This is a genomic window from Salipiger thiooxidans (assembly GCF_900102075.1).
GTDB lineage: Bacteria > Pseudomonadota > Alphaproteobacteria > Rhodobacterales > Rhodobacteraceae > Salipiger > Salipiger thiooxidans.
This window is the reverse complement of the sequence record NZ_FNAV01000010.1, coordinates 237139-252329: the sequence shown is the minus strand read 5'-3', so window position 1 is coordinate 252329 and position 15191 is coordinate 237139. Positions and strand designations below refer to the sequence as shown.

The 15191-nt window shown below is 63.3% G+C and carries 15 protein-coding genes; 13 read left to right on the top strand and 2 right to left on the bottom strand.

Going from position 1 to position 15191, the window contains the following annotated elements; all coding sequences use genetic code 11:
* The 12 genes from BLQ77_RS16735 to BLQ77_RS16685 form a co-directional block, all read left to right on the top strand.
* On the top strand, positions 1-360 hold a 360-nt coding region (locus BLQ77_RS16735), incomplete at its 5' end, for a GTA-gp10 family protein (protein ID WP_165617140.1).
* A 14-nt stretch (positions 361-374) separates the two neighbouring features.
* The gene (locus tag BLQ77_RS28815) at positions 375-527 is read left to right on the top strand and encodes a hypothetical protein (RefSeq protein WP_165617139.1); all 153 of its coding nucleotides are present in this window, start codon (positions 375-377) and stop codon (positions 525-527) included.
* Entirely contained in the window at positions 520-2799 is a 2280-nt protein-coding gene (locus BLQ77_RS16730) for a phage tail tape measure protein (RefSeq protein ID WP_089961246.1), read from the top strand. The genes BLQ77_RS28815 and BLQ77_RS16730 overlap by 8 nt, the downstream gene beginning before the upstream one ends.
* Positions 2796-3554, top strand: coding sequence for a hypothetical protein (locus tag BLQ77_RS16725; protein ID WP_089961244.1), 759 nt, complete (start codon positions 2796-2798; stop codon positions 3552-3554). Before BLQ77_RS16730 ends, BLQ77_RS16725 begins: the two co-directional genes overlap by 4 nt.
* The gene (locus BLQ77_RS16720; protein ID WP_089961241.1) at positions 3548-4132 is read left to right on the top strand and encodes a hypothetical protein; all 585 of its coding nucleotides are present in this window, start codon (positions 3548-3550) and stop codon (positions 4130-4132) included. Before BLQ77_RS16725 ends, BLQ77_RS16720 begins: the two co-directional genes overlap by 7 nt.
* A complete protein-coding gene (locus tag BLQ77_RS16715) occupies positions 4120-4530 on the top strand; it encodes a DUF6950 family protein (RefSeq protein WP_089961238.1) in 411 nt (136 codons plus the stop codon). The genes BLQ77_RS16720 and BLQ77_RS16715 overlap by 13 nt, the downstream gene beginning before the upstream one ends.
* Positions 4523-6781 carry a phage tail protein gene (locus tag BLQ77_RS16710; RefSeq protein WP_089961236.1) on the top strand — a complete coding sequence of 753 codons (2259 nt, stop codon included), beginning with the start codon at positions 4523-4525 and terminating at the stop codon, positions 6779-6781. Before BLQ77_RS16715 ends, BLQ77_RS16710 begins: the two co-directional genes overlap by 8 nt.
* Positions 6782-6793: 12 nt before the next feature.
* Positions 6794-8719 carry a hypothetical protein gene (locus BLQ77_RS16705; protein ID WP_089961234.1) on the top strand — a complete coding sequence of 642 codons (1926 nt, stop codon included), beginning with the start codon at positions 6794-6796 and terminating at the stop codon, positions 8717-8719.
* A 253-nt stretch (positions 8720-8972) separates the two neighbouring features.
* Positions 8973-9578, top strand: coding sequence for a hypothetical protein (locus BLQ77_RS16700; protein WP_089961231.1), 606 nt, complete (start codon positions 8973-8975; stop codon positions 9576-9578).
* Between the two features lie 182 nt (positions 9579-9760).
* Positions 9761-10423 carry a peptidoglycan recognition protein family protein gene (locus tag BLQ77_RS16695; protein ID WP_089961228.1) on the top strand — a complete coding sequence of 221 codons (663 nt, stop codon included), beginning with the start codon at positions 9761-9763 and terminating at the stop codon, positions 10421-10423.
* The gene (locus tag BLQ77_RS16690; RefSeq protein WP_089961225.1) at positions 10423-10770 is read left to right on the top strand and encodes a ubiquitination-like system serine protease family protein; all 348 of its coding nucleotides are present in this window, start codon (positions 10423-10425) and stop codon (positions 10768-10770) included. Before BLQ77_RS16695 ends, BLQ77_RS16690 begins: the two co-directional genes overlap by 1 nt.
* A gap of 84 nt (positions 10771-10854) precedes the next feature.
* Positions 10855-11082 (top strand): hypothetical protein, encoded by a 228-nt coding sequence (locus tag BLQ77_RS16685; RefSeq protein WP_089961222.1) that lies wholly within the window; start codon positions 10855-10857, stop codon positions 11080-11082.
* A 55-nt stretch (positions 11083-11137) separates the two neighbouring features.
* Here the strand turns inward: BLQ77_RS16685 and BLQ77_RS28455 are convergent, their stop codons facing one another.
* Together BLQ77_RS28455 and BLQ77_RS16680 are read right to left on the bottom strand one after the other, a co-directional pair.
* A complete protein-coding gene (locus BLQ77_RS28455) occupies positions 11138-11554 on the bottom strand; it encodes a hypothetical protein (protein ID WP_131822028.1) in 417 nt (138 codons plus the stop codon).
* A 17-nt stretch (positions 11555-11571) separates the two neighbouring features.
* Positions 11572-12681: a hypothetical protein gene (locus tag BLQ77_RS16680; RefSeq protein WP_131822027.1), complete on the bottom strand. Its 1110-nt coding sequence runs from the start codon at positions 12679-12681 to the stop codon at positions 11572-11574.
* A gap of 120 nt (positions 12682-12801) precedes the next feature.
* Between BLQ77_RS16680 and BLQ77_RS28450 the strand changes: the two genes are divergently transcribed.
* Positions 12802-14049 (top strand): STING domain-containing protein, encoded by a 1248-nt coding sequence (locus BLQ77_RS28450; protein WP_131822026.1) that lies wholly within the window; start codon positions 12802-12804, stop codon positions 14047-14049.
* Positions 14050-15191 lie beyond the last annotated feature (1142 nt).

The window sequence follows — 15191 nt, the reverse complement described above, 5'->3', positions numbered from 1 at the left end:
TCCCGCCGCCTCCTGCTGCGCAACCGCGAGATCGAACGCTTCGAGGCGCAGTACGACGTCGGCATCTTCGAGCTCTGGGACCAGCTCTTCGGGCGTGGCGGCCGGGCTCCGCAGGCGCGGCATATCCGCGACCTCGTGGCGCTGGCCCTGGTGGGCGGGGGCATGTCCGACCGTGCCGCGGAGGACCTCGTGGCGGAATTGCCGCCTTCGGAGAACATGCGACTTCGCCAGATCGCGCAGCGCGTGCTCGGGGTGGCCTTCATCCCGGCGGTCCTCGGCGAGGGCAAAAAAAAAGTGGATGGATCGGGCGCGGACGAGAGCGCCCCGCCAGCCACTACGGCGCCCGCGAGCGGATCCTGAACATCTGCGGCGCCATGAACCGGCTGCCGGCAGAGATCCGGGCGCTGACGCCCGAAGAGACGTCACTGCTGGTCGCGGCCTGGAACGAGGCGCAGCGCGAGGCCTCGGGCGCGGTCGCGCCGCCAAGCGAGGAAGAGTACGAGGAGCTGGTGAAGCGATATGGCTGACGAAGAACTCGAGCGCATCACGATCCTCCTGCAGGCGCGGGACCGGGATTTTGCCCGCGCCATGGACCGCAACAACAAGCTGATCGCCAGGCTCCAGCGCGACGCGGGCCGGAACACCTCGAAGATGGCGCGCGACATCGACAGCAACCTGAGCAAGGCGGCGGCGAGCGTCGGCGCGCTCGGCAAGGCCTTCGTGGCGGGCGCCGCGGCCACGGCGGTGGGGGTGTTGACCTCGAACCTGACGCAGGGCGTGCGGGCGGTGGCCCAGATCGGTGACGAGGCGCGGCGCTCGGGGCTGGGCGTCGAGGCCTTCCAGGCGCTGGGTTACGTCGCGACCCAGTCGCGGATCCCGATCGATGCGCTGGTCGACGGCATGAAGGAGCTGAACCTGCGTGCCGACGAGTTCATCGTCACCGGCAAGGGGCCGGCGGCGGAGGCCTTCGCGCGGATCGGGCTCGGGGCGGCGGATCTCGAGCGCAAGCTCGAGGCGCCCGAGGAGCTGCTGCTCGAGATCATCGGGCGGATGGAGGATCTCGACCACGCCGCCCAGATCCGGGTGGCCGACGAGGTCTTCGGCGGCACGGGCGGCGAGCGCTTCGTCGAGCTGCTGGCGCGCGGCGAGGACGGCATGCGCGCGATGATGCAGGAGGCCCGCGAGATGGGGTTGGTCATGGAGGCCGAACTGGTCGCCAGGGCGCAGCGCATCGACGCGGAGTTCTCGCGGCTCATCGAACGCTCCTCGACCTGGGCCAAGGGGCTGGCGGTGGCGCTGGCGGATCTGCCCTTCGACGTGGTCGAGACCCGCCTGCGGGAGATCTTCCCCGACGAGGGCGAGGGCCGGGCGATCCTCGGCGACGAGATCTACGACCGGCTCTCCGAGGTCACGGACCTGGCTGACGAGCAGGTCGAGGGGCTGCGGCTCCTCGCTGCGGAGTATAGCCGCCTCGGTGAGGAGGCGGACCGGCTGCGACCGTCGCTCGACCAGGCGGTGCTCTCGCTCGACGGGCTCGAGGAGAAGGAAGCGGCGGCCGCGATCATGGCAGCGCGGGAGCGGATGGTGGATCTGAATGACGGTCTGCAGGATGGGACCATTGGGGCGGACGACTTCCGGATAGGCATGCTCGAGGCAACAGAGCAGGTGGAGGAGGCGCTGGCAGGGCTCGAGGACATCGATCGAGTGAGCTTCTCGGGCGTGATCTCGCAGGTGGGCGCGCTGGCCCGCTCGCTGGTCAAAGTTGCGGCGCTGGCCGCAGACGTCAACCGCACCCTGCCGGGCGGCACGCTCGAGACCACGCCCATGCCCGGGGAGCCGGTGGCGGCCGAGCTGCCGCCCGGGCGGTATGCGCCGACCAGCTCGCCGCGGCCGCAGATGCCCGGCGTCGACTTCAGCTTTGGCGTGCCCGACGCGCCAAAAGGTGGCGGGGGCGGCGGCGGATCGGAGAAGCAGAGCGACTGGGAGCGCGAGCTCGAGCGCACCCGCGAGGAGATCGCGCGGCTCGAGGCCGAATCCGCCTCGCTCCTGGTGGTGGCCGAGTACGGCACCGAGCTCGGCGATGCGATGGAGTATGCGCGCAAGCGCGCGGAACTGCTCTATGCAGCACAGCAGTCGGGCCTCGAGATCACGCCCGAGCTGACCGCGCAGATCGACGAGCAGGCCATGGCCTGGATGCGCGCCTCGCTCGAAGCCGACGCTCATGCCGACCGGCTCGAGCAACTGCAGGACCGGGCCGAGCGCGGCGCGGACGCGATGACGGATCTCTTCATGAGCATCTTCGATGGCTCGATGTCGGCCAGGGACGCGGTGCTGCAGCTCATCGCCGAGATCCTGCGGGCGCAGGCGATGCAGGGGGTCAGCACGCTGGCGGGTGCCGGGGGCGGCGTGACCGGCTGGCTGGGCGGTCTGCTCGCCAATGCCAGGGGCAACGCCTTCTCCACTGGCTCCGTGGTGCCCTTCGCCAAGGGCGGGATCTTTGACAGCCCGACCTACTTCCCGATGGCGGGCGGCCGTACCGGCGTGCTGGGCGAGGGGCTTGACGACGAGGCGATCCTGCCCCTGCGGCGGGGTTCGGACGGCAAGCTCGGGGTGCGGGCGCAGGGCGGCGGCAAGGGTGGGAACATCACGCTCAACCCGGTCTTCCAGGTCGATGCCCGCGGCGCGCAGCGCGGGGCGGCGGAGGAGTTCGCGATGCAGCTGCGCCGCGCCTATCCGCAGCTCATGCAGGATGCGGTGAAGGCGGTGCGCAAGGAAAGCCTGGAGAACCGCTTCTCATGAGCGTGGACGTCTATGCCTGGCCACCGGTCTCGCTGACCGGCTGGTCCTGGACCATCTCGGATCCGGTGGAACGCAGTGAGTCGCTGCTGACCGGCGCGTCCTACCTCTCGGCGGCGCAGCGCCGCCGGCGGGTGGCGACGATGGATATCTCGGGGGTGAGCCACAACCGGATGGGCGCGGGCTACATGGAAAGCCTCAAGGCCTTCCTGCAGGGTGGGCTGAACCTGGTGCGGCTCCGGTCGATGCCGATCTCGCTCATCACCCGTCACAGCGTCGAGGACCGCCAGTCGGTGCCCATGCTGTGGTCCGACGGGGGTGACGCTCTCGACTGGACCGCCGGCGGGGCCGAGCTGCTCTGGTACTCCGGCACCATCCTGACCGGCACCACGGGCACCGATGCGGCGGGATTCGCGACCGTGACCGTCGAGGGTCTTCCGGCGAACGCACTGGTGGCGCGGCCGAGCGAGTTCCTGACGATCTTCGCCAACGCGGACGATGCCGTCGGTGTCACGGTGCGGATCGTCACGGCGGCCGTCTCCGACGCCAGTGGCGTCGCGGTGGTGAGGGTGTTCGAGAGCCCCGGCGCCTTCACCGGGGCGCGCGTCAACCTCGGCACCTGTGACACCGCCGTGTTCCGCCCGGTCGACATGCCGACGCCGCCGCAGATGCTGGCGTCTGACTGGATCTACACCTGGGAGTTCCGCGAGGTCTTCGCGGAAGAGGTGGGCGGCTTCGTGGAGATCGCCCCGTGGTGATCGCGCGCCAGATCCATCCCGACACGCTGGCGGCCATCAGCAACCCCGCGGGCTTCTTCCCCATCGTGCTCTTCTTCGTCGACTGGCCCGAAGATCCGTTCCACGCCCACACCAACCTCGGCACCGTCAGCTGGGACGGACACGACTGGACTGGTGTCGGCAAGATCGCGGGGCTGTCGCTGCCGGGCGACGGGGTGGGCATGGCTGCGCAGGAGGCCTCGCTGTCGCTGCTGGGGCTCGGCGATGAGCTCGACGCGCATCTCGATGTCGATGCACGGGATCGCGAGGCGGTGATCTACTTCGGCGCTGTGACCGCGTGCGATGGCGACACGCTTGTGGGGGAGCCGTTCCCGATCTTCACCGGCACCATCAACGGTCTGCGCGACCTCACCGAGGCCAATGCCATCGGGCGCACCCGAGGTGTGCAGGTGCCGCTGTCGTCAGGCCCGTCGCAGCGGGCCCGTTCGACCGCCTACCACAGCTTCGAGGATCAGGCGGCGAACCACCTCGGCGATACCGCCGGGCGGCTGCTGATCAACACCGACCGCGAGGGGCTGCGGCTCAGATGGCCGGCGTGATCACGGCTGCCGAGGTGCTCGATGCGGCCTTTGACGAGATGGGCGGGCCGTTCGGCTGGGAGGGGCAGAGTGATTGCAGCGCCACCGCCTGCGCGGCGTGGCGGAGATTGACCGGGATAGACCTGATGGCGGGCCTGCGCGGCCTCTATGCGAACCGGGCAGAGGCTCTGGCGCTTATCAGGTCTCGGGGCGGATTCACCCCCATGTGGCGTCTCCAGGCGGCGTCGTGGGGCCTGAGAGAAGGCCGCGAGGCAACCGGGGCAATCGGCGTCATCCATGTTGACGGCGAGCGATACCGCGTTCTCGGCCTCTGCATGAGGCCGGGGCTGTGGGTGGCGAAATCACTAACCGGCGCGGCGGTCTGTCCCGCGACCGTGGAGGCTTGCTGGAATGCGTAAGTGGCTGCTGATCACGACGGCGATGGTCGCGGTGAGCTTTGTTCCGTCGGAGGCGCAGGCCGAACCGATTACCGCGGCGATTGCGGCCGTTGCGGGGTGGTGGACTGCCCTTGGGGCAACCACGCTCGGCACGCTCGCCCAAGCGGCCATCCAGCTGGGCGCGGGGCTGCTGCTCACCGCTGCGACCGTCCGCACTCCGAGTCAACAGGACCTGAAGCGCGAGTTGACGCTCCCCACCGCGCGGCCCGCCAAGCGATGGGTTTACGGCCACTTCGCCACCACCGGCACGCCGGCACCGTGGCGGGTGAAGGGGAGCCGCCTGCTCGGCTGCATCCTCTTCAACTCGCGGCCCTCGGCCGGGACCAACCTCACCTTCACCATCGACGGGCGCGAGTGCGTCTTCGCCGAGCGGGTCACCGGAACCGAGCTCACCGACCCGGGCGATTGGCAGAACCTCTTCGACTTCGCCTCCGAGGGCGAGCTGGTGAAGATCAAGGAGAAGTTCCCGGACTGGGATGCAAACGAGACGCAGGCGCTGTTCTGGCTTGGCCTTGGCGACCAGGCGGCGCCGCCCGCCTACTTCACCGACAACTACCCCGAGTACTTCAGCGCCACGGACGCATGGCGCGGGCAGACGGTGCTCTGGGTGAGCCTTTCCGCTGGCGGCTCGGTCAGCAAGCGCCCCAAGCGCTGGCCCAACGTGCCGCCGCAGATCGAGCTCGACATGGACTGGTCGATGGTCTGGGACCCGGAGGATGTAGCGCAGGACCCGGACGATCCGGACACCTGGACCTTCAGCGACAACCAGGCGCGCTGCCTGCTCGACGCGGTGCGCTTCAACCCGGTGCGCGCCTACGGGCCGGGGCAGATGGTGCTCTCGTCCTTCACCGACGCTGTGCCGCTGGCCGATGAGCCGGTCACGCGGTGGCACGACAGCGTCGACGCCGGCGAGACCGTCACCGAACCGCGCTACCGGGTGGCAGGCGTGGTCGACTGGACCAAGGGGGAGCTCCTCGACCTGCTGCAGCCGCTCGCGGCGGCGGGGGCAGGGCAGCTTGCCGTGGCGGGCGGCCAGCTCTCCTACATCCCCGGGGCCTACCAGGCGCCGGTCTACACCATGACCGACATCCTTGCCGACAGCGCCGTCGACTTCCAGCGCCTCGCCTCGCGCCGGGAGGTGCCCTACGCCCTCAAGGGGACCTGGACCGCGGCGGAGCGTTACTACGAGACCGCCGAGCTCGAGCCGCGGCTGGTCGCGGGCGGTTCCACCAGCGCCGACGACATCGAGGAACTCGCGCTGCCGCTGGTCCCGAGCGGCACGCAATGCCAGCGCATCGTGAAGATCGAGGCCGGACGCCGGGCCGCGCAGAAACGGCTGAGCTGCACCCTGCCGCCCTCGGCGATCGCGCTGGTGCCGGGGTCTTCGCTCACCGGGGCGTTGGCCTCGCCCTTCACCCGGCTGAACGGGGGGTGGCAGGTCGAGGAGGCCAACCCCGGCGTCTGGCTGCAGGACGGCGAGAACGGCAAGGTGGCCTTCCGGGTCCCGGTGACGCTGCGGGAATATAGCGCGGAGATCTTCGACTGGGATCCCGAGACTGATGAGCAGGAGATTCTGAGCCAGGACCTCTCCAGCGACGACGTCGAGCTCGGCACTGTCGAAGGACTCGGCGCCACCACCGTGGAGCTCGACAGCGGCGGCGCCGTTGTGCTGATGGTCGAGTTCAGCTTCGATGCCATCACCGACTACGTGGTCGACGAGTACGAGGTCGGCTGGCGCGAGGAGGGCGAGACCATCTTCGTGCCGCTCCCCGACATCCCCGACAGCGCGATCGAGACCAGCACCGTGGTCGGGCAGTTCGGGCCGGTGGCCTTCGGCAAGAGCTACGACCTGCGGGTCCGCGCCATCGGCCCCAGCAGCGAAGGGCTCTGGTCCTATGCCCTCGGCATCGTCGCGGGCCTGCAGGTCAGCGGCGCCAGCGCGTCCCTCGGCGGGCCTGGCGAGCTGACCGTGAGCGGCACCGCGCCCGACAACGGCTATTACGACGGGCTGCGGCTCTACCGGGCAGCGGTGGGCGAGGAGTTCGGCGACGCCATCGAGGTGGCTGAGGACGACACCACGCCCGCGGGCAGCCCTTTCGCGATCACCTTCCCCGGGCTCGCGCAGGGGCCGGGCGCTTTCTGGATCGTGCCCTACACCACGACCGGCACCGACGGCACGCCTTCGGCGCTCGGCACCTTCACCATCACCTGAGAGGTCCCATAGATGGCTGCACCTGTTTACGCTCTCCCGATCAGCGGGACGGGTCCCAAACGCACGACCAAGGCGCTTCACGATGCGGCGATGCAATCTGTCATCAATGCGCTCTACTCCGAGATTGGCGCTATCGCGACCTCGCTTAGCGCCGCCGGGCAATTCGATGCGAGCGGCGGATCCTTTCCCAGTGGGGCCGTGCGCGGCACCTACTACATCACGAGCGTGGCCGGCACTGTCGACGGTGAGACCTTCGCCGTTGGCGACTGGCTCCTGCCGCTGACGAATGACGCAAGCACCAGCACATTCGATGAGAACTGGACGCGAGGCGACTATTCCAAGGTCATCGCCACGGTCTACGACACCCCGGCTGCTCTCATTCTTTCCCTTGAGGTCTCCCGCGGGCCGGGGGCGCTCTGGAGCACCAAGAGTGGCCTCCACTATCAGGAGGTCACCACCGGGGAGCACCTCACCACCGCTGGTGGCGCGAAGCTGAAGGCCCTCCCCAACGCAGACGGGTGGATCACCACCACTCAGCTCGGGTGCTACCAGGACGGGGTCACCGACGACTACGACGTCCTTTCCACGGTCATCGGACAGGGTTACGACGTCCTCTTCACCGGGATCTGCGCTTTGAGTGGGGGCCTCCACCTCACCACCGACGGCCAGCGTGCGCATGGGGTGATGAAGCAGACCTGCGGAACTCGAGCCACCGTGGAGGATCAGGAGTTGGGTCTGCAGATCGGGCACATCACCCCTCACGCGGCAGGGAACTCCATCCGGCATCTGTCGATGGATGGGCGGCGGACCAACGAGACCAGCTGGGAAGGCGGCGCCCTATCTGCGCGATCCAGCGGGATCTACCTGCGCAGCACCTCGTCGGACTGCGTCATGGAGGATCTCGACATCAAGAGCTTCACGCGCCACGGGATCTGCGTGCTGGGGACCGGTCACCGCATCCACAATGTCAAAGTCGACGACTGCGTCGCTGACAGCATCGGGATCGGGTCCGGGCAGGAGGCGTCCAACGTCACCCGGAATATCCGCCTTACGGCACTCACCCTTGGAACGTCACACTTCCGGGGAGGCGTAGAGGTCAACGACGGATGCCACAATATCTGGGTTGAGGACGTCGAGGTCACCGGGTCGTTCTCGAATGGCGAGAGCATCTTCGCGGTCAATGATCACGGGCGCACCGGGGAAAGCAATTCCCGCATCACCTTCAAGGGGCTCAAGGTGAACCTCGATACCTACCAGGACAACGTCATCCTGTTCGCCATCGTGAGCACCGAAGTTGAGGAGGCCCTGGTCCACACCGACATCGTGATCGACGACGTCACGGCAGCGAATGTTGGGGTGGGCTTCGTTATCAACGGCGACATCGACCGGGTGAAGATCGACCGGGTGAACCTCCCCAACGCCCGGCGCTTCATGAATACGAACGGGGACAGCGCAACGCGAACCGTGAAGAACGTGACGGTGACCAAGTGCAGTTTCAAGCTGCAGCCGGGGGTCTCGAGCGGTGGCGGCATTCGCCCGCAGCACACGATTGGGCTCACCATCGACAATTGTCACTTCGAGGATGCGCAAGGCAGCGTCATGGAAATCATCACCGGCTGCGACCGCATCAAGTTCACCAACAACACGATGGTGAACTGTGCGTCCAATGGCACCGCCAACTGGATCACAACGCGCAGCAGCAACACCAATTACCCTCCTGCTGATAAGGGTGTGCTCCAAATCACCGGCAACACGTTCCAGGACGACAACGGGAACATGGCCTACGCAATCCGCGTCGCGCAGTCCTGGAAGTTTGGGGTGATCACCGGGAACCAGATCATCGGTTACAGCGCGGCGCATGGTGACATCCTTGCGACCGACGACGCGCAGACGAACTACCAGGTCATCGAGAACAATCCGAGTCTCGTGGCGGCGTAGCAGCACCCCCGACCCGTGCTGCCACGCGGATCAGGGGCTGTTTGAGGTCCTCGCGATCCGGTCGGCACGCTGTCTGGGAGTTGACTGAAAGTGAGGCCACCGGTTCTGCACGGGCTTGCGCATGCCGGTGGCCACCACAGGGCGCACAAAGGGTGAGCCCCCTGTGGCAGAGCACGATCTGGTGCGCTCTGCGCTCCGGGCAAATCACGAGTTTCGGACAGTACAGACCGGGGTGGACATGGGAGACAGAAACATGACCGGCGACGAGTTCCCGAAGTCCAGAAGCGGTCGGTTGATCGAGCTGGGCAAGATTATGGGCGCCATCGCTGCCATCTTCGGCGCCACCAGCCTGATATGGGGTATGACCTTCGGGCCGCTCCGGGAGGCATACCTGATGATCGGCGATTTCGTGGACCGCTTCGCGCGGCTCGAGGTTACCGTCGCCGAGCTTCAGCAGGAGGTCGCGCGGGCCAATGGCGAGGACCGGGTCATCCGGCAGATACAAGGCCAGAGCTACATTCGCGAGCCGGTAAAGCAGGGCGACAACGTGGTGATGACCATGGTGGCGGCGCGCACGAAGCTCGGGGTCGACTGCCGCCTCACCGACTGGACGCCGATATTCACAGACGAGCTCAACATCCCGACGCCGGGGCAGCGGCTGAATGCGGGTCGCGCGCCCCGGCAGCTCAACGACGACACGCAGACCCTGCGTATAGAGATGATCCCTCCGGCCATCCTCCGGCCCGGGCGGATCACGGTCTACCTGACGCTGACCTACCAGTGTCCGACCGAGAACGGCACGACCACCGTCCAGGACCGCACGGACACGCTGGCCTATCAGCTCTTGCCTGCCGGGTGAGGGTGCGGATGCAGCGTCAGGGGATTGATGTGACGCGGTGTAGGTTGGGAAACCGGTCAGGCTGCGTCCGCCGGACCACTTCAACGCAGATCATTAATTCGCGCAAGTGACGCACCCTCAGGGTTGCGCCGCTTTGCGCCGACCGCCCCGCCTCGTGCGGGGCTTTTTCATGGGAGAACACCATGCGCACCATCACGGAAATCATCGTGCATTGCACGGCAACGCGGGCCGACTGGATGGCGGGGTACCCGACCGGATCGAAGGTGGCCGAGGTCAAGGCGTGGCACCTCGCACGCGGCTTCAGCGATATCGGCTATCATTTCCTGATCGACCGTGACGGCACGGTGGCCCAAGGACGCCCGCTCGAGCTGATCGGGGCCCACGTCGCGGGGCACAACACAGGCACCATCGGCATCAGCCTCTTCGGCGGCTTCGGCTCCACCGAGGTGGATGACTTCTTCGACAACTTCACGGCGGAACAAGACGTCTCAGCTCGCACGCTGATCGCGGATCTGCGCGCACGCTTTCCGGCGATCAAGCTGGTCACCGGTCATAACCAGTACGCCGCGAAGGCCTGCCCGGGGTTCCAGGTGTCCGAGTGGCTGGGCGAGACCATCGTGGTGAATGCGCCGGGACGCGTCACGGTGCGCCGCGGCTCGCGCAGTGACGACGTGCGCGTGCTGCAGGAGACACTGTCGCTGCGCGGCCATGCGCCGGGCCAGGCGGACGGGATCTTCGGCGGCATGACCGAGGCCGCGGTCAAGGCGTTCCAGATGGGGCAGGGGCTGACTACCGACGGGATCGTCGGGCCCGTTACCTGGGGCGCACTGCTGGGGGCCGCTTGATGGCGTGGCTCGGTCGCAAGCTTCGCTCGATCAAGGGCGGGATGGTGGCGTTCATGTGCCCGGGCTGCCGGATGATGCACCAGGTCGGGGTGGGCGAAGGGACCGGCCCACGGTGGGGTTACAACGGCAACCCGGACGCGCCGACCTTCTCGCCGTCGATAAAGGTCTCGGGCACAGAGCGGCTCACCGATCAGCAGCACGCTGCGATCATGCGGGGCGAGCCGTTCGAGCCGAAGCCGCTGCTCTGCCACAGCTTCGTTCGGGATGGCCGCATCCAGTTTCTGAGCGACTGCACCCACGCGCTGGCAGGGCAAACCGTCGATCTCCCGGACCTTCCTGCCGACTGATGCTCGGCCTCCCCATTACCGACTGGCGCTTGGCGCTGGTCCTCTCCGCGGCTGTGTGCCGCCTATCCTCGAAAGGACAAGACCATGGACGACGTAAAATCCTTCCTCGCCTCGAAGACCATCTGGGGCGCCGGCATTGCCATCCTGCCGCAGGCGCTCTCGATCTTCGGGATCGAGGTCTCGGCGGAAGACGCTCAGGGGATCGCAAGCCACGTTGATGCGATCATCACCTCGGTCGGCGGGCTCATCGCGATCTACGGCCGCGTGATGGCGAGCAAGAGCATCAAGACCAAGGCGTGGCAAAAAAACTGACCAAAAAATCACGAGGTACTCAAGTCGAGCTGAGCACCTTGCCCTGTGGGCGGCGCTAATTGATATTGGTGGTTGTGCCCAAAAGTAGCACTGTGTCCCAGTAGAGATTGCTCTGCTCAAGGTAGAAAGTGACGACAGGGATGCCTAAGGATTCTAGGGCTAGTCTTGCGACTTTTGCCGTACGGTCGTGCTTGGACACGGTTTCTTCATGTGCTGCATGAATGTCCGAAATTCTGGAGAAAGTTAGGCGCGACGAAGCTGGTAAGCCGGAGTAAGAGATAAATTCAGCAAGTAGCATGGCGGCTTGATCATCAGGGACCTCGCCGAACAGGCAATCAGTTATGCGATCAGGTTGACTCTTGTCTCGACGGAGAAAAAATCTCGGATCTTCTCGAAATGAGCCTTGCCAGGAAAAGTCATCAACCCGCACTGCCAAGCCGTTGCTCAACGTTTCCCAGTTTGGTCCAAACATTGTCTCTCCTGGTCTGGCTAGAGCGAAAAGCGGGCCTCGCTGTGTGTCTGCAAGAACTCCCGCATCTCGAAGTACGCAAGGTCTTCCATCTCATACATTATGTGGATTTCTGCTGGCAAGTCCGCGTTCCGCTGCGCATGCTCTAAGTCTCTCAGTAGCTTGCTAGTGTACGAAGCGTATACGCGATTCCGAGACAGGTCTTCGGTGAGGCCGACACCGTCTCTGTAAGCCTGAAGGCCAACGATCGCGATTGCGAACAGACTCGCTGCTAGCACTGCTGTTGACACGACACCAGCGGCCTGTGTGCCCAGTAGCTGGCCAGCAACAGCCAGACAGTGTAGCGAAACAATTGCTAGAGTAGCGACAAACTCCAAAGTGCTGACTGAGTGTTCTTGGTCCGCAATCGTCCCAAATATCGGCAGTGGGGATGGTTGGCGCATATTTTGCTCCGTGGCATACTCAATCTGCCAACTGAACCGGAACTCGCGCCAGAATCGCCTCAGCTCGTCTAGTCGATCACGCCGCAGATCTTCCCCAGCATTCAATAGTTCGCGTTCAACCAAGGCCGCTTCCTCGAGTTGCGTGTCGTTGAGGACTGTTTGCTTGTAGACGAGTGCTGAGACATCCTTATTCACCCGCTCAAGCGCTATCGCACGTTCGGCCTCAAGATGTTGTAGGTCATCTTCACTTCCGCCGCAGATGAGGGCGCGGTGCTTCAATAGAAACTGGAAATAAAACTGACGCAGACGTTCGGCCGCAAGGCGATGTCTCAGCCATTGTTCCCTACGTCTACCGAAAAGAATCCCTTTCCCGAGTCCTATCGCAGCGAGAAGGAGCAGGAGGGATGCCAACGCCAAGGTTACTTGGAGCTGGGGTTGATCTGTCAGGGTCTTGACAAAGTATGATGACGTCGTGGCCCAGGTTACAGAAAGGGAGGCAACAATGCAGGTGATCGCAAAAAAGCTATGCCGCCTGGAAGTTGTTTTCATCTCTTTTGCATGATGCTCGTGGAAGTTGAAGCTCTTCACAAGCTCGGGCCAAATAAGCGATTCTGCGATAAGCGGATATTGGTGTCGAAGATATCCTCCGTCTCCACCGTTTCCGCCAATGTCGGAATTCGCGGGCATAGAAATCATCCTTAGTTCAGAAATTTCAGAAAGTTTAGAACTTTTTCTGGAGTTTGATGTGGGTTTGCTGCCTTCTGCATAAGCTGATGCTATAGATCTTCGCGACAGAGGGTGCGACACATGATGAAGAAAGCTATCGAATGGTCGAGGCGGTCTATCGAGTGGATTAGGTCTCTCGTTGGTGGGAGGAGTCCAGAGAATAGTCTGTCAGCGGCTTCGAGGCGTCAAGAGCTACGTGTTTTCATTCTCGGCGACATGAAGCCGAAGGGAAGCTACACGGATGATACGTCTACTTATGTTACTAGAAACAACACTTCACAACTGTCTCGCATTATTGGTGGTGCTGTCAGTGATTTGGCGAAGAAAAATCGCGTTCCGTCTGAGCAGAGTATTGAGGTTACTGCTCCGGATGATAGTGCTCGCTCACAGATCGTATCTGCCGTTCTGTCGCAAATTGAGCGTTCCGATCTTATAGTTGTTGATATCAGCTATGAAAGCCCAAGTGTCATGTATGAGCTCGCCGCAGTTAACTCACTGGGCACGCCCTACATTCTTGTTACATCCAAGAACGTGTTGCCCTTCTACCTGATGCAAAATCGGGCGATTCTCAATTTCTCCTTCTCTGACGTGTTCGATCCCGGAGAAGAATCGCACCGAGTTCTGAGAGAACGGATTTTCGCAAATTACCAAAGCAGCGATGGCGTCGGGTTCGGAGAGAGCATACTGTCTCAGTACTTTGACGGCATCCCGATTGTGAATATCTCTGGGCCAGCAAGTGCAGCGATAGGGTACCACGTGAACACACTCGCTAGATTTGGTGCGCAATCGTCCGGGTTTTTGGTAAAGCCGGTTAAGGTGGCTAGGGATGGAGAGTTCGCGGAATCAATAGAGGAATTGCGGTTATCAGCTCTTGTCGTTGTTATGCCGGATCTAACGAAGCATACCAATCTTGATGATGCTAGGCTCGATTTGGAGGAGGGTTTGAGGAGAGTCGGGTTGTCGACGATGAGTGCTTCCATCTTGGAAAAGGACAGTAGTGGTAATTGGAATAGTCTCGGGTTTGGTGCGATGATGCTGGAGCAAGACCCAACGATCGTGCTTGATATTCCTCGTACTATATATCCGCTCTCAAATGTGCCGCGCGTACATGTGGCAACGCGCCAAGAGCCTTTGCTTTCGGGCGCTGCCGGAAGGCGCAGGCTGCTCCGCCGGTTGGTTCGCGAGTTTGAAGCAATTGTGTTCTGGAGCATGAGACGTGAAAGCGAACGTAGCGATGGAGGTTGGAAGAAAATTCACTTTGTAGACCACGAAATGGCGCCAGAGTTTTTGCGAAATTTCGTCGCGGATAAACAAGCAAGGGGCGGATAAACCGCCCCTTCTACCACTACAGCTTTCGCTGCCGGTCTGCCGTTTGTGGTCTGGACTGTCTCTTCACCATAGTTTCCCTTAGGTGGGCACCGTACAGTCTCTACACCTTCCTTCAATTTTGAAGGCTTGGCTCGCGATTCTCAGTTAAGAGTCTCCCGAATTTGATGCCAGATCTTGGGCGGTTTCCCGGCCAAGCGCCTAATATTACCCTGCATTGATGCTGTAGGGCGAGTCAATGCAAAAGTGATAACCTAAGATGTCTGGACTCCTATTTCTTCGGCTCGCTCTCGTTTGGGGCATAGGCTGGACAACAGGTGCTCATGGCGCTGTGCGCTACAGCGTCAGCCGAGTTCGCCTACAAATTGGCGCCTTGTCCGCCGCGCCGCTTGCTCTGGCGAGGTTCGTCTCGATCTCCTCACGCTCCGCTACTGACAAAGTCTTCCAGAAATTCCTTCAGATCATGTCCGGTTTGACGTTCGTCCTATTCACTTCGTTTGTCGTCGCTACGGGGTAGGTCTTCTTCTGTGCTTGAACTAGGTTGGTGCTTGTGGCCGACTGGGGCGGTGTGCTTTGAGTACAGCCAACGCTGATAGCCTTTACGAAACCGCCGTCGATGCTAGCATTTCGAAGAGCCTTGTAATGCGAGGGCAAAAGCTGTCCCCGCGTTGTCGGGCTTTTGAGCATAGATTGGGTCTTGGATGTATGCCGAACAGCGATTTCTCGAGTTTGAATCATGGGATGGATGATGACCGGAGAATAAAGGCCGCAGAAGTCGCCATGCTCGCAGGGCTTCACATCGAGACACTCTATCGCTGGCGTCGGGAGGAAGCTGCCGGCGGCGAGGTTCGTCTGCCGCCTTGGCATGAGAAGCCGATCGGGAGCGGCAGGATATTCTTCTGGGAAAGCGACGTGCTTCGCTGGCTCTCTCAGAGCTCTTAGGTTTGGTCTTGCTAGGGGCTCCTGTCCTCATTTTCGCCACGTTCCCAGATGGCTGCCCGCAAGCCTGAGTAGGTTTCCTAGACTTGGGGAGGCGTCGCCTATCCGTTAGGATAGGTACCCCTCTCGCTCGCGCCCCCTGACCATCCGGCCTTCCAATACGTTTTAATCGTTAACTCAGGCATAAGGTTCTCCAGAGGTCGACC